A 14,405-nucleotide genomic window follows, 5' to 3' on the forward strand; every position below is an offset into this window, starting at 1 on the left:
TTATTGGCTATAAAGTTATATTTTTAGCACGTGCAAAAATATACCCTGTTTATCGATACCGAAACATCGGGCTTACCCAAAAATTGGAACCTGCCTTATACTGATAATGCCAACTGGCCATACGCGGTACAGGTATCATGGGTAATTTATGATGAGTACCAGCAGGAGGTAAAACGCGAAGATCATTACATCAGTAACAATGACTTTGTGATAAGTAAACAGGCCCATAAGATACACGGGCTAAGCGCGGAGTTTTTATCGCAGCACGGCGATTCGCGTAAACAGGTAATGAGTTTGCTTTACCGCGATCTGGAAAAATACCAGCCGTTGGTAGTAGGGCATTTTGTAGAGCTCGATTATCATATTACAGCCGTTGACTTTTTTAGGGTGGAAATGGAACAGCCCATGAACAGGTTGCCCATGTTTTGTACCATGATAGCAACTAAAAACCTGGTGCAAAACCCGCAGATGCAGTATTTAAAATTAGGGCAGTTGTACGAAATTTTGTTTAATACCCAGCTAACCAAACAGCACAACGCTATGGCGGATGCTTTGGCTACAGCCGAATGTTTTTTTGAGCTTAGGCGTATTAAGGCTATTGATGAAGATAAGATAGTAAAACAACAAATTGAACGAGAGCGGCTGCAAAAACCGGTTTTAAAAGGCGGATGCGGTGTGCCGGTACTGATGATGTTAATTGTAATGGCTTTAATTATTTATTGGCTATGAACAGCAAAGTTGAATTTTTAAAGAGCTCGGCTCCGTTTGATATTTTACCCGAAGAGGTTTTGCACGAAGTTGCCGGGCAGTTGCAGGAGATACGCTACAGCAAAGACACGGTTATTTACCAGCAGGAAATAACCAAAATGCGCGGCGTTGATATTATAGCCGAAGGCGAATACGAATCGTTTTTTTACGATAGCGCGCAAAACAAGCGTTTACTGGAAATACATAGCAAAGGGTATTGTTACGGCGGGATATCGGTGTTGGTTAACCGTAAGCAGTCTATCCGCACGGTAATAGCTAAAAAAGGGACCGTTGTTTACTTTTTACATCGCAAATACTTTAGAGTGCTGTGCAAAAACTACGACGATTTTTTTCAATACTTCACATCAGAGTTTGGTAAGCGGATGCTGAACGATGACTTTGCTCATTTTTTTAAGCGCCCGGCCACTTTTGAGGAAAGCTATATCGCATCCGAGCAATTGTACTCGCGGCGCATTGAAAGCATTGAGTACCGGGAGGTAATATCGTGCAGTGGTGATACGCCTATTTACGAAGCCGCACGCAAAATGGCCGTGAATAAGATCAGCTGTATTTTTGTGAATGATGGTGGTGACAAGATCATTGGTTATGTTACCGATATTACCTTGCGGGATAATGTGGTAGCTAAAATGGGCGATGTACATAACGCTGTGAGCACCATTATGGATAATCCAATTGTGGCCATTGATGCCAGCGCTTATGTTTACGAGGCTATATTAATGATGTTTCGTACCAAAACGCGCTACCTTCTTATTACAAAGGACGGCCGGTTTGACGGTTTTATCAGCCGGACGAAGTTGCTGAGCGAGCAGGCGCAATCGCCGCTGGTGTTTATCCAATCGGTAAAGCTGGCGCTCTCTAACGATGAACTGAAACGTAAGTGGAAAACTGTACCGCAAATAGTTACACAGCTTTTGGGCAGGGGAGTACATGCCGAAATTGTGAACCAGGTAATTACCACCGTTGCCGATACTATTGCCCAAAAGGTAATTGAAGGAGTAATTGAGCAGCAAGGTACACCACCGGCTAAATTTGTGTTTATGGTATTGGGCAGCGAGGGCCGCAAAGAACAAACCTTTAAAACCGACCAGGATAACGCCATTATTTATGAAGATAAAGCCAACGAACACCGGGAAGAGGTGAGGGCCTACTTTTTGGAGTTTGCCCGTATTGTGTCTGACAGGTTGAATTACATCGGCTTTAGTTATTGTACCGGTGGGTTTATGGCGCAAAACCCGGAGTGGACGCATTCGTTATCCTATTGGAAACGCAACTATGTAAGCTGGATGGCCGAATCGGTGCCGGAAAGCGTGATCAAGTTTTCAACGTTTTTTGACTGCCGGTCGATTTACGGTGAAGAGTCGATCATGAATGAACTGAAAGACTTTTTAGATGAAGAATTGAAAAAGCCGATGGAAAAGCTTTTCTTCCACATGGCTAAAAACGCGCTGCAATATGAGCCGCCATTAACCTTTTTTAAAAAGATCAAAACTTTTACCAAAGGCAGCCAGGAGGTGTTTGATATTAAACGAACGATGACACCAATTGTTGACCTGACACGGGTTTACGCTTTGAAGAATCATATTTTTGATGTGAATACCGGCGAACGCCTGAAAGCATTAAAAGATAAAGGCGTATTTACCGAGGTGGCCTATCACGAACTGATCCAATCGTACTATTACCTGATGGGTATGCGTTTACGCAGCCAGGCATTGCAGATAATGCACGATCATGCTGCGCCCGATAATTATATCGACCCGGCATCATTAACCAAAATTGAACAGGTAACACTTAAAGAGATCTTTAAAACCATCGAAGGTTTCCAGGCTAAGATCAGGATGGAGTTTACGGGGAGTTTGCTGGGGTAAAAATGATAGTGATGCTGAACTTGTTTCAGTACCCCACAGGACAGGTATGCGATGACTAATCACGAGAGATCCCGAAACAAGTTCGGGATGACGTAAAGAGTGTTATTTCTTCTTCCTTTCTTCCCTATATTTTTCCATTATTGCTTTAAGGTCGATTTTCGCGCAATCAACGATCAATTGTGTGGCAACATCAATAGGCATTTCAGCCTCATTTTTAAAGTTGATACAGCCTTTCTGTATTTTTGCATTTGGCAGTAGCGCCTGATATTTTGTATGCAGCGGGGGATTCATATAGATAGGCATGCAATGGATCGACATATAATCTTTCACACTGGCAAGCCCATATTTAAACATCTCACAATTGTACAATATCATTTGTTTACCCATCATACTACCAACGGTTGGTGTAACTGTCGGGTCGTTTTTGATGATGATATCATGCAGGGCCTGTAATAACGGCTGGCGTTCTGCAGGTTGTTGAGCAAAGTGTTCGGCAATGGTCATGATATCAGGTTTTAAGTGTTTTTTGTTTATTCTGCAGCATGATGAGCGCTTTACCTGCCCGTACCTTGCGGGTTTCTTCGGCTTTCGCCGAACCTACCCAATCGCAATAGCCTTGTTTGTACGATTTTGACAAGCTTTCAAAAAATTCCGTCGCCTCCATATCTGTGTTAAGCAATACCTGCAATTCGGCAGGCGTACCTTCAATATGTTCTCCTTTTTTGAGCATAAGTAAATATACTAATATAACTGATTATCAATATTAAATGGCATTATGTTTTTTAACGGATTTTGCTTATATTGTATGATTCTGGAGGAGAATCAAGAGTTAAGAATCAGGAATCAAGAAAATCTTTTTTTTATAAAATACCCACATTTACCCACCCTGTAATTAAGGATTGAATGATTGATTTTTGAATGATTGAATGAAATCAATAATAGAAATCCGGCATCTGAAATCAAAAAAATACCCATATTTACCTATGTGTTTTTCTAACAAGCACAAACTAAACATGCCTGTAGCCTTTAACCCATCCGAAGAGTACATATTACAAGACGAACGTGTTTTATTGCGCCCGTTAAAAGCGGATGATATTGAGCACCTGATGACATTTTCGTTAAATGAGCCCGAAATATGGACCTATTCGAGCCTGACGGGGGCAGGGAAGGAAAACATGGAAAGCTATATCAACGGTGCTTTGGCCGCGCAAAGTGAGGGTACGGAATACCCGTTTATCGTATTCGACAAAAAGCTGAAGGCCTATGCAGGCTCAACGCGCTTTTACGATATCCAGGTTAAAAATAAAACCTTGCAGCTGGGCTATACCTGGTATGGCAAACAATTTCAGGGCACGGGTATGAACAGGCATTGCAAATACCTGCTGTTGGGCTTTGCATTTGATGAACTGGGTATGGAACGTGTAGAATTTAGGGCCGATAATGCCAATGCACGCAGTATTGCCGCCATGAAAGCTATTGGCTGTACCGTTGAAGGGGTATTGCGCAGTCATGGTATAAAAAGGGACGGTACGCGCCGTGATTCGATCGTTTTGAGCATATTGAAAAATGAATGGGAGAATGGCGGCAGGGAAATGTTAAAAGCTAAACTTGTATAAAGATGAAGGGTTTGTGGAGCTATAAAAATTGTTATCTGATCGTTTTATCGTATATAGGGCTTGCTGTATTTTCCAATGTTTTAGGCGGGCATTTATATTATACGTTGCTCAACATCAGTGTAATAAATTGGTTTGTATTTATAGCCTATTTGCTTGTAACTTTTACCATAATAGCTACTTTGAAAGGTTTTAAGGAAAAAACATGGCGTTTAGTGCCATTTTATGTTTCCATGACAGCAAGCGGCATTTCCTTAATTTTAACACCCTTGGTCGTATCTCAGTTTAAGGAACCACGTATGATGAGTGAATTCTTTAGTTTGATAGGTGTGATCTTTATTGTAATTACTATTTACGAAGTAGTTAACGTGTTTTTGATAAAGCACAAGGAAATATCGTTTTACTTTAGACTATATGGCTTGCTCCTTTTGTTGAGTTTAGCGGTGATCTATCTATCCCCGTTTTTATTGTTCAGGATTTTACCAAATGCAATTATTTGGCAAAGCTACATTTCGGCTGTAATGAACATGCTGCCGCCACTTGTGCTGCTGGTGTTATATGTTGATCTGCATAATAAAACTTCACGGTTTAGGTTGGATGATATAGTGATTATCAAAAAAGATATTGAAAACGTACCGGAAGGGACTCAGGGTACAATAACTGCCAGGCATGCAGCTACCGGCTATTATGAAGCAGAGTTTTTTGATGATAGAGGTAACTTGCTGAATGTACTAACGGTATCGGCAAAAGACATTGAGCATGGTAAAACACCCGATCTGCAGGCGCGTATCGAAGCTTTCGGACAATAATTCAGTAAAATGAGCAATATTCAATTTCAAACTATAAACTGGAACCAGGTTGAACAAACCGAGCATATTGGAGATACGGGATCAGCCTTTTGGAAAACCATGCAATATGACGGCTTAAGGATACGCATGGTTGAGTATTCGGAAGGTTATTTTGCAAACCACTGGTGTAAAAAAGGGCACATTGTGCAATGCCTTGAAGGCGAATTTGTGAGCGAACTGGATAACGGCCAAAAGTTTACTTTAACAAAAGGCATGACCTATATTGTTTCGGATGATCTGAGTAATCACCGGTCGGCTACTAAAACAGGGGTAAAGCTGCTCATTATTGATGGCGACTTTTTAAAATTAGGTTAACCGCATGCCCCTAACCTTTGCGCACCCGGCGGCAATATTACCCTTTAGCTATTTACCCAAACGCTGGTTTTCGTTAACCGGATTGATCATAGGCAGTATAGTGCCTGACTTTGAATACTTTATCCGCATGAAGGTATTGAGTGTTTACAGCCATACTTTGCCGGGCTTGTTTTGGTTTGATCTGCCGTTAGGCCTGATCCTTTGCTACGTTTATCACTATGTGGTGCGCAATGCGTTCATTGAAAACTTGCCCGCGGTAATTTATAAACGGCTAGTTGCGTTTAAAACTTTAAACTGGAATAAATACTTTAAGCAAAATTGGCCGGTCGTTGTGATCTCTGTTTTGATAGGCACGGCATCTCACTTGTTTTGGGATAGTTTTACGCACCTTAACGGCCATTTTGTGATTGCCTGGGGGATGAGTAGAGTTGTTTCGGTAAGTGGCCTGTATTTGCCGCTTTATAAGCTCATACAGCATTTAAGTACTTTGGCAGGAGGAATAGTGGTATTGATAGCTATTTTCAGGCTTCCAGCTTCGTTCGCTGAAAAGCGCAAAAGTATTTATCCTTATTGGATAATGGTATCTGTAGTGGCGATGATGGTTGTGATTTTGCGAATAGTTACAGGTTTAAATATTGCGCAATATCCTCACCTGATAGTTACTGCACTTTCAGGATATATAGCAGGAATAATGTTGGTGCCGTTGCTTTCGGGGCGGGTAAAAAGGTAGTCTTAGGAAAAAAAGGCCTGGTATAACATCACCGATCCGAAGATGATCAGTCCGAAAGAGGAATATTTTAAAGTCCTGTCGCGGCTAAACCTACGCATAAAACCTAAACGATTTTTATCCAGACTGAACATATAGAACGAAATGCCCCATACAATGATTAACAGTCCTAAAAAAATATTCATAAAAACATCAAAGCCAGGGTTGAGATCTTGAAAGCCCATAATTTAAGTAATAATTTAAGTCAAATAGGTATGCATTTAAATAGTATATAGTGGGCTTATACGCAAACAATATTTGATTGTTTCGTTTTGTAACGAATTATTTATCACTAAATTAAGTATGTTTCTGTTATTTGATCTGACGTATTATTTTAATAGCTCAAATTTTCATCGGCAACCCAGCCGATGATGATAATTGAAGGGTGTGTTAAATGGGTTTCTTCTGCCAGGCGGGGAAGATCCTGTATTGCGCCGCGTACAGATTTTTGGTGTGCTAACGAGGCGTGCTGGATAATGGCTGCAGGCATCTGGCCATTACCGGCGTCGATATAAGTTTGGGCTATTTCGGTGAGTTTTTTCATCCCCATGTAGATCACCACGGTAGCGTTACTTTGCATGGCCAGGTTTAGATCGGCCGAAAGGCGGCCATCTTTTTTGGTTCCGGTAACTACCCAGATGCTCTCGCTAACAGCACGATGTGTTAAGGGGATATCTAAAAATCCACTGGCCTGCATACTGGTAATGCCGGGAATAAAATAGGTTTTGATACCATGATCGCGGGCGAACAGAACCTCCTCGTACCCGCGGCCAAAAATAAAAGGGTCGCCACCTTTAAGGCGCACTACAAGCCCTTTGGTCAAAGCCTTTTCTTTGATCAGCTCGAGTATTGTTTCCTGCGGGGTATATTCGCCGTAGGGTTGTTTACCAACGTATATTTTTTCGCAATCGGGGCGGGTAATATCCAAAAGTTCTTTATTGGCCAGGTTATCATACAAAACAACATTGGCGCGTTGTAAAATTTTATATCCCTTAACGGTTATCAGTTCAGGGTCGCCCGGGCCGGCGCCTATTACATATAATTCGGGGATAATCGTATCGTTCATATCGTTGTATCAAATATTCGTGCTAACTTAAAAATTATTCACAATAAACCCTCGTTTTACATACGTTTGTATAGCTTTTGATCACAACATGACGGATATAGCCAAACAATACTACCAAAGCCATAGCAAATTGAGTTTTATAGGTGCCGAAGGGCAGTTAAAACTTAGTGAAGCCAACGTATTGGTTATTGGTGCCGGCGGTTTAGGGTGCCCCTGTCTGTTAACCCTGGCAGGCTGCGGTATCGGTACTATCGGGATCGCAGATTTTGATGTGGTATCGCTTTCAAACCTGCACAGGCAGTTGCTTTATGGTGTTGATGATATTGGCAAACCGAAAACAACTATCGCCAAACAAAAACTGTTACAACATAACCCGCTGATCAACATTGTTGAACATCGTTTACTGGTAAATGAGAGCAATGTGCTATCCCTGTTAAAAGATTACGATCTGATAGTTGATGGTACCGATAATTTTGCTGCGCGTTATTTAATAAACGATGCTTGTGTATACTTTGATAAGCCGTTGGTATATGGTGCCATATACCAAAGTGAGGGGCATGTAACGGTATTTAATTATCACAATTCAGCAACGTTACGTTGCCTTTTCCCGGAGCCATCCGCCGACACGCACGTGCCATCGTGCGCCGAAGTTGGGGCCTACAACGTGGTTACCAGCGTAATTGGTAACATGATGGCTAACGAGGCGGTTAAAGTTGTACTTGGACACCAGAATATATTGGCCAGTAAATTAGTGAGTTATGATGCACTATCCGCAGAAATGCGCACAATTACTTACCGCGAAGAGCCAACAAGCCGTAAGTTAAGCATAAACCGGTTTAGCACCGACAAAACTGATAAACAGGCTACGGATATTTCGGTCGATGACCTTTTAAACCTCGAGCCTGAAAGTTACCGTTTAATAGATGTGCGCGAAGACTGGGAACACGACGAGTTTAACATAGGCGGTGAACAAATAGAACTGGCTAAATTTAAACGGATTGATTTTTCGGGATACAATCAAACCGACATGATCATTGTGTATTGCCTGCAGGGGCTACGCAGCCAGTCGGCAGCACAGTTTTTACGTGAGCAAGGTTTCACCAAGGCGGTTAGTCTGCGTGGCGGCCTGAGTGCTTATTTGGCCGTAAAATAAAGTTTTTATCAATTTACCTTGTACCTTTAGCGCATGTTAAGCATCAGCCAGTTGTTTATTTACCCTATCAAATCGCTCGGCGGCATTGAAGTTACTTCGGCAAAGGTAACCGACCGGGGATTTGAATACGACAGGCGCTGGATGCTGGTTGACGAAAATAACCGCTTTTTGAGCCAGCGCGAATTTGCCGAAATGGCCTTGCTGAAAGTAAGTATCATAAACAATGGCTTATCAGTTAAACATGCCCATCATGCCGCCAAGGCTATTAATATACCATTTGCGCCGCAAACCGATCAAAAGGACCAATTTACCGTTTGGGATGATACCGTTACCGGGCAATATGTAAGTAACGAAGCTGATCAATGGTTCAGTGCAGTGCTCCACATCAAATGCCGGTTGGTTTATATGCCCGATGATACTCACCGGGAAGTGAACCCTAAATACGCTGCAAATAAGATCACCTCGCTATCCGATGCGTATCCCTTTATGATGGTGGGACAGGCCTCGCTGGATGATCTGAATGGCAGGCTGAGCGATCAGATCCCCGTTAACCGTTTCAGGCCCAATATGGTGTTTACCGGCGGCGATGCTTTTGATGAAGATACGATGGGCCATATCAGGATCAACGATATTGATTTTTATGGCGTGAAGCTTTGTGCCCGGTGCCCTATACCCACTATAGATCAGGATACTATCGCGAAAAGCAAGGAGCCCACCAAAACGCTGCTCACTTACCGCCGTAGGAATAATGATGTATACTTTGGTCAGAACTTTGTACACCAGGGCGAAGGAACGATCAGCGTTGGTGATGCAATTATTGTTTTAGAGATCAAAGAAATGCCCAATTCGCTAAAATTAGCTTAATATAAACATGCGCGATATAACCCATAAACAAATCACCCTGCGTACCGCCAAAGCTACTGGTATTATATTTTGTACGGAGCACACCATTAACCTCATTAAAAACGATGATTTGCCCAAAGGTAATTTGTTTGATGTTGCCCGTGCTGCGGCATTTATAGGCGCCAAGTTAACGCCGCAGTTGTTGCCGCATTGCCACCCCGTACAAATTGACGGGATGGATATCACTTTTGAGTTTTTGGACAAAGACAAGCATGTTGAGCTGTTTGATGACCATGTATTTAACAAATACGGCATCGTGATAACAGGCAGTGCCAAATCAATTGGCCGTACAGGTATCGAGATGGAGATACTCACAGCGGTTTCGGTAGCGGCGCTGGAAATATACGATATGTTGAAACCGGTAGATAAACAACTGGAGATAGGACATATCAAGCTATTGCAAAAACGGGGCGGTAAAAGCGACCGCGAACGCTTTTTTGCTGAACAGTTGAGCTGTGCCGTACTGGTATGTTCGGACTCGACCGCAGCCGGCGAACGGGAAGACAAGAGCGGCGTTGTCATCAGTGAAATGTTGAAACAGGTTAACGGCAATGTAAAACATTATCAAATATTGCCGGATGATAAGGTGCTGATCCAAAAACAAATACAAGCCTGGGTTAAAGAAGATATCAACTTTATATTTACCACCGGCGGCACCGGATTTGGGCCCCGCGATAATACCGTTGAGGCAGTTGAGGAGATCCTGGAGCGTCATGCCGATGGTATCACGGAAGCCATGCGCGGCTACGGGCAAATGCGTACCCCATTGGCTATGATGAGCCGGGGAGTAGCTGGCTCGATAGCCCAAACGTTGGTTGTTACCCTGCCGGGAAGCGTGAACGGTGCAAGAGAATCGCTCGAAGCTATTTTACCAGCCGTGTTTCATGCCCGTAAAATGATGCTGGGCGAAGGACACTGATTTGATTTCGGATTTCGGATGTACGATTTCGGATTTGGAAAGCGGCGCTAAACTAAATTACTTATTTACCTTTATTGATGTTGACATTCACTGAGGCCCAACGAATCATCACTGCTCTATCCCGCTCTTTCGGGCAGGAAGAAATTGCTTTGGCTGATGCAGATGGCCGTGTATTGGCAGAGGATATTTACGCAGATCGGGATTACCCGCCGTTTAACCGTGCAGCAATGGATGGTTATGCCATTAACGTAGCTGATTGGGAAAGTGGAAACCGAAATTTTGGAGTTCAGCAGATAATTTATGCAGGCGAAAGTGCTACACAGGAATTAGCCCAGGGTGCTTGCTATAAGATTATGACCGGTGCCCCGGTACCTCCATCGGCAAATGTGGTTATCCGTCGTGAGGATGCAATGCAAACAGGCGATATAGTTAGTTTTACCGTTGAAAGTGTAAAACCCTGGCAAAGTATATCCCGGCAAGGAGAAGATATGCTAAAAGGTGATTTGATATTGCCTAAAGGAACCAAATGCACATTCGCGGCTATTAGCATACTGGCCTCGTTAGGTAAAAGTATTGTACAAGTACAACGCTTACCTAAGGTTGCCTTATTTACCACAGGTAACGAACTGGTAGAGGTGGGGATGCCTGTCTCGGATATACAGATTCGCAATAGCAATCAATACCTGCTAAGAAGCCTGCTTAAAAAATGGCAGATTAACCCAGCCCTTTGCAAACACGTTTTTGATGATAAAGAACAGCTTAAATCTGCATTAAGCGAAGCATTGAATTGCGATATCATCATCACATGTGGCGGAGTATCGGCAGGTGATGCCGATTATTTGCCGGAGGTTTTAGCTGGCTTAGGCGTAAAGAAATTATTCCATAAAGTAGCTATAAAACCTGGCAAGCCAATCTGGTGCGGACAAATGCCAAATGGCGGCGTAGTGTTTGCCTTGCCGGGAAATCCGGTATCGTGCATGGTGACGTTTAAATTATTTATCGAAACGTATTTAACGGCTTGTTTAGGTACCGGTGTCAATAAAACCATCGTATTGCCTTTTAAGGGTAATCGTACACATACGGCAAATCTGGACGAGTTCTTCCCGGTAAGTATTTCGGGTGAACCTGCTTCCGCGCAAGCTATTACCATTAACAGCTCGGGCGACATCAGGCTTGGTTTGCATGCCGATGCTTTTGCGCATCATTCGGTTGATATTGATGAATTGAGTGACGGGACTGTTGTCAACTGTTATCTGTTGTAGTTATTTATGACCGTCTAATTTATTTTTGATATCGAAGGACAGATCCCAAAGCTCTTGTATGGGTACTTGTTTCCTCGAATCTTTATTGATATCCTTGCCCTCAGTAGTCCACAGAAAAGGGATGCAATGGATTCCTTTGTTTCCATCCATCTTACTTATTTCAGTTTGCCACCCGTTCCATTGAAGACCGTCATAATATTTTTTCAGATCGCCGGAAAAGCAAAAATTTAAAAATTGAGAGTAGTTCTGTTCGGTCGATTCCCATTTTAAGGTATCAGGTGCAAAGTAAAATACAATTCCGATTTCCGAACTACTTAGTCCCCCAGCATTAATGGCATAAAAACCGCCCAAAGCGTCATCTGCGATCAGTAAAAATGAAGACTTTTCGCCAGGGACTTTAAACGATTTTCCTTTATTCCAACTCATTATGTCACGGTCTAATCTTTTGCAGCCCGATCCTAATATTCTTATCCAGCCATGGTAAACCAGTATTCCACCTGTTTCGTAAATAATAGCGCCCATAGGTGAGCGGGTTGTTATCTGTGCATTATACAGTGTTGCATCAGCGCGCTTGCTATCCCTGGGTAATATCTCTACATCATTTTTACCTTCTTTTATCCATTGCTTAACCAAATCCCATCCAGGCTCCTTTGTATTGATCAATTCGCTTAAATCTTTCATTTTTGGTGTTTGCGCTACGGTAGAGTGTATGAACATACTAATCAACAGGGAGTACAAAAACAGTCTCTTCATTAAAGTATAAGTTGGTAATTCAAAGGTAATTATTAGCATTATACCTGCAACCAGTTATGTTTAACAACACGTCTTTAATATTACAATCGTATATTTGTGATTGAATGATGCTTTTGAACGATAAATTTGGTCGCAGTTTTAAAACTTTACGGGTTAGCTTGCTAAGTACCTGCAACCTGGGCTGTGTTTATTGTACCATGGGCACCGAAGAGGAGGTGATGATCGATCGGAAGCCGCAAACGCCGGCGGCCTTTTTTCTGAACCATATTGCGCAATTGCATCGGCAGCTCGATCTGCAAACTATCCGGTTTACCGGCGGCGAGCCCCTGTTGTACCGCGAACTGCCACAACTGATTGAAGGCGTTAAGGCTTTAGGTATACCCGATATTAAGCTGACTACCAATGCTTTTTTACTGGATAGGGTAGCGCCCGCTTTAAAAGAAGCTGGTTTACAATACGTCAATGTTTCGTTGGACGCGATGGACGAAGATTCTTTTTTCAGGATGACCAGGCGCCATCAGTTGAGCCGTACTTTAAAAGGCATTGAAACCGCCTTAGCCTGCGGGTTGGATGTAAAGATCAATGCGGTGATGATGAAAGGTAAAAATGATGATCAGGTGTTGCCTTTGCTCGCTTATGCTTTCGAACGTAACATCCCGATAAGGTTTTTAGAAGTAATGAGCATGGGGCATTTATTTGGGCATGGGCAGGAGTATTTGATCTTGCAACAGGATATTCTTGCCATCATTTCAACGAAATATAGCTTTGTTAAACAAGGTAGAAGACATTCATCTACAGCTAATTACTGGCAAACAACTGAAGGGAAGGTTTTCGGTATCATCTCTAATAACACGGAGCCTTTTTGCCAGGACTGTAACCGCCTGCGCCTTGATGCAGAAGGTAATATTCATGGCTGTTTGAGTAACAGTCATGCTATCGCTTTAAGCGAACATGAGAATGAAAATGAATTAAAAGATAAATTACAACAAGCCATGTCGCAAAAACAAGAGCTGCATTTTACAGGCAGCGACATGAGCATGATGCATATCGGCGGGTAATTTGAATAATAGTTATTAAGTTAATGGTTACTGAGCTAATAACTATCAACTTAACTAACAGCCCAATAACATAATAACTAAATAACCATTAGCTAAATGACGATACAGGTTTTCGCAGTTTTAAAAGAGCATTTTGACAAGGAGTTTGAGGTGGGTGGTGATATCCATGATATCGCGACACTGAAAGACCACTTGTTGAAGTTGAATGCCGAAGCCGGAAATATTTTACAGATCAGCCGTTTTGCTGTAAATAACGAATTTGTTAACCTTGATTACGCTATAAAATCAAATGATACCATCTGCATATTCCCCCCAAGCAGCGGAGGATGAAATACCGGCGCTATCGGCTATGCCGCTTGATGTGGTAGGTTTGCTTGCGCAAGCCCATCATCCGGAGGCGGGTGCCGTGGTATTATTTAGCGGCGAGGTGCGTAACCATAACCAGGGGCAAGATGTTGATTACCTGGAATACGAGGCGCATGAAGCAATGGCTGCCAAAATGATCAAAAACATTCTGAATGATGCCTGCGCTAAATGGCCGCTTAAAATAGCTGTGGCACAGCACCGCACAGGCAAGGTAACTATAGGCGAAACCGCGGTGATCGTCATCACAGCATCAGCACACCGGGGCGAAGCTTATGAAGCAAACCAATATATTATCCATCGCATTAAGCATGAAGCAACCATCTGGAAATGCGAGTACTTTACCGATGGAACAAAAAAGTGGGGCGGCAATTGCAGTTGTTGCCCTCCAGCCCCCTAAAGGGGGAGTTATAAAGCTATGGAAGATAATTCTCAAAATGCAAATCAAAGTTCCCACTTTAGGGGGGTAGCGGGCTATACTATAACCATCGAATATTGCCCTAAGTGTGGCTGGATGATGCGCGCAGCCTACATGGCGCAGGAATTGCTGACCACCTTTACCGGAGATATCCACGGTGTGATGTTGCGACCAAGCGAGATCAACGGGCGGTATACCATCAGGATAAATGATACGGAGATATTTGACCGTAAAAGGGTAGGGCGCTTTCCGGAGATCAAAGAACTGAAGCAACTGGTGCGTGATGTGGTGAGTCCCGAAAAAGATCTCGGCCATTCTGATAAAAAAATCTGATC

General features: G+C 42.8%; 19 protein-coding genes. 14 read left to right on the forward strand and 5 right to left on the reverse strand.

What is annotated here, in order from left to right:
* The first annotated feature begins 30 nt into the window (after positions 1 to 30).
* Both ACFGVR_RS18030 and ACFGVR_RS18035 read left to right on the forward strand, forming a co-directional pair.
* Positions 31 to 729 (forward strand): 3'-5' exonuclease, encoded by a 699-nt coding sequence (locus ACFGVR_RS18030; RefSeq protein WP_448698767.1) that lies wholly within the window; start codon positions 31 to 33, stop codon positions 727 to 729.
* The gene (locus ACFGVR_RS18035; protein WP_448698768.1) at positions 726 to 2,633 is read left to right on the forward strand and encodes a DUF294 nucleotidyltransferase-like domain-containing protein; all 1,908 of its coding nucleotides are present in this window, start codon (positions 726 to 728) and stop codon (positions 2,631 to 2,633) included. Before ACFGVR_RS18030 ends, ACFGVR_RS18035 begins: the two co-directional genes overlap by 4 nt.
* A gap of 102 nt (positions 2,634 to 2,735) precedes the next feature.
* On the opposite strand, the gene ACFGVR_RS18040 is transcribed toward ACFGVR_RS18035, so the two are convergent.
* Together ACFGVR_RS18040 and ACFGVR_RS18045 are read right to left on the reverse strand one after the other, a co-directional pair.
* Entirely contained in the window at positions 2,736 to 3,137 is a 402-nt protein-coding gene (locus tag ACFGVR_RS18040; RefSeq protein ID WP_448698769.1) for a DUF1801 domain-containing protein, read from the reverse strand.
* A 4-nt stretch (positions 3,138 to 3,141) separates the two neighbouring features.
* A complete protein-coding gene (locus ACFGVR_RS18045; RefSeq protein ID WP_448698770.1) occupies positions 3,142 to 3,363 on the reverse strand; it encodes a YdeI/OmpD-associated family protein in 222 nt (73 codons plus the stop codon).
* A gap of 283 nt (positions 3,364 to 3,646) precedes the next feature.
* Between ACFGVR_RS18045 and ACFGVR_RS18050 the strand changes: the two genes are divergently transcribed.
* The 4 genes from ACFGVR_RS18050 to ACFGVR_RS18065 all read left to right on the forward strand — a co-directional run bounded on the left by ACFGVR_RS18050 (position 3,647) and on the right by ACFGVR_RS18065 (position 6,139).
* Complete coding sequence (locus ACFGVR_RS18050; protein WP_448698771.1) at positions 3,647 to 4,249, forward strand: GNAT family N-acetyltransferase; 603 nt, start codon at positions 3,647 to 3,649, stop codon at positions 4,247 to 4,249.
* Positions 4,250 to 4,545: 296 nt separating this feature from the next.
* Entirely contained in the window at positions 4,546 to 5,055 is a 510-nt protein-coding gene (locus ACFGVR_RS18055; RefSeq protein WP_448698772.1) for a DUF4926 domain-containing protein, read from the forward strand.
* Between the two features lie 9 nt (positions 5,056 to 5,064).
* Positions 5,065 to 5,409: a DHCW motif cupin fold protein gene (locus ACFGVR_RS18060; protein ID WP_448698774.1), complete on the forward strand. Its 345-nt coding sequence runs from the start codon at positions 5,065 to 5,067 to the stop codon at positions 5,407 to 5,409.
* 4 nt (positions 5,410 to 5,413) lie between these two features.
* Entirely contained in the window at positions 5,414 to 6,139 is a 726-nt protein-coding gene (locus ACFGVR_RS18065) for a DUF4184 family protein (RefSeq protein ID WP_448698776.1), read from the forward strand.
* 2 nt (positions 6,140 to 6,141) lie between these two features.
* Here ACFGVR_RS18065 and ACFGVR_RS18070 read toward each other — a convergent pair whose 3' ends face one another.
* The gene (locus ACFGVR_RS18070) at positions 6,142 to 6,360 is read right to left on the reverse strand and encodes a hypothetical protein (protein ID WP_448698777.1); all 219 of its coding nucleotides are present in this window, start codon (positions 6,358 to 6,360) and stop codon (positions 6,142 to 6,144) included.
* Positions 6,361 to 6,509: 149 nt separating this feature from the next.
* Positions 6,510 to 7,241 (reverse strand): uroporphyrinogen-III C-methyltransferase, encoded by a 732-nt coding sequence (gene cobA, locus ACFGVR_RS18075; RefSeq protein ID WP_448698779.1) that lies wholly within the window; start codon positions 7,239 to 7,241, stop codon positions 6,510 to 6,512.
* Positions 7,242 to 7,329: 88 nt separating this feature from the next.
* Here cobA and ACFGVR_RS18080 point away from each other — a divergent pair, with 88 nt between their 5' ends.
* From ACFGVR_RS18080 to ACFGVR_RS18095, 4 genes are all read left to right on the forward strand, one after another.
* Positions 7,330 to 8,394 (forward strand): ThiF family adenylyltransferase, encoded by a 1,065-nt coding sequence (locus ACFGVR_RS18080; RefSeq protein WP_448698780.1) that lies wholly within the window; start codon positions 7,330 to 7,332, stop codon positions 8,392 to 8,394.
* Positions 8,395 to 8,427: 33 nt separating this feature from the next.
* Complete coding sequence (locus ACFGVR_RS18085; protein ID WP_448698781.1) at positions 8,428 to 9,258, forward strand: MOSC domain-containing protein; 831 nt, start codon at positions 8,428 to 8,430, stop codon at positions 9,256 to 9,258.
* 7 nt (positions 9,259 to 9,265) lie between these two features.
* Positions 9,266 to 10,216, forward strand: coding sequence for a bifunctional molybdenum cofactor biosynthesis protein MoaC/MoaB (moaCB, locus tag ACFGVR_RS18090; protein ID WP_448698782.1), 951 nt, complete (start codon positions 9,266 to 9,268; stop codon positions 10,214 to 10,216).
* A 77-nt stretch (positions 10,217 to 10,293) separates the two neighbouring features.
* A complete protein-coding gene (locus ACFGVR_RS18095) occupies positions 10,294 to 11,478 on the forward strand; it encodes a molybdopterin molybdotransferase MoeA (RefSeq protein ID WP_448698783.1) in 1,185 nt (394 codons plus the stop codon).
* On the opposite strand, the gene ACFGVR_RS18100 is transcribed toward ACFGVR_RS18095, so the two are convergent.
* Positions 11,479 to 12,159, reverse strand: coding sequence for a DUF2625 domain-containing protein (locus ACFGVR_RS18100; RefSeq protein ID WP_448698784.1), 681 nt, complete (start codon positions 12,157 to 12,159; stop codon positions 11,479 to 11,481).
* 176 nt (positions 12,160 to 12,335) lie between these two features.
* On the opposite strand from ACFGVR_RS18100, the gene ACFGVR_RS18105 reads away from it, so the two are divergent.
* From ACFGVR_RS18105 to ACFGVR_RS18120, 4 genes are all read left to right on the forward strand, one after another.
* Complete coding sequence (locus tag ACFGVR_RS18105; protein ID WP_448698785.1) at positions 12,336 to 13,289, forward strand: GTP 3',8-cyclase MoaA; 954 nt, start codon at positions 12,336 to 12,338, stop codon at positions 13,287 to 13,289.
* A gap of 96 nt (positions 13,290 to 13,385) precedes the next feature.
* Positions 13,386 to 13,619: a MoaD/ThiS family protein gene (locus ACFGVR_RS18110; RefSeq protein ID WP_448698786.1), complete on the forward strand. Its 234-nt coding sequence runs from the start codon at positions 13,386 to 13,388 to the stop codon at positions 13,617 to 13,619.
* Positions 13,579 to 14,052 (forward strand): molybdenum cofactor biosynthesis protein MoaE, encoded by a 474-nt coding sequence (locus tag ACFGVR_RS18115; protein ID WP_448698787.1) that lies wholly within the window; start codon positions 13,579 to 13,581, stop codon positions 14,050 to 14,052. Before ACFGVR_RS18110 ends, ACFGVR_RS18115 begins: the two co-directional genes overlap by 41 nt.
* Positions 14,053 to 14,070: 18 nt before the next feature.
* Positions 14,071 to 14,403 carry a SelT/SelW/SelH family protein gene (locus ACFGVR_RS18120; protein WP_448698788.1) on the forward strand — a complete coding sequence of 111 codons (333 nt, stop codon included), beginning with the start codon at positions 14,071 to 14,073 and terminating at the stop codon, positions 14,401 to 14,403.
* Positions 14,404 to 14,405 lie beyond the last annotated feature (2 nt).

The sequence above is a fragment of the Mucilaginibacter aureus genome (assembly GCF_053514885.1).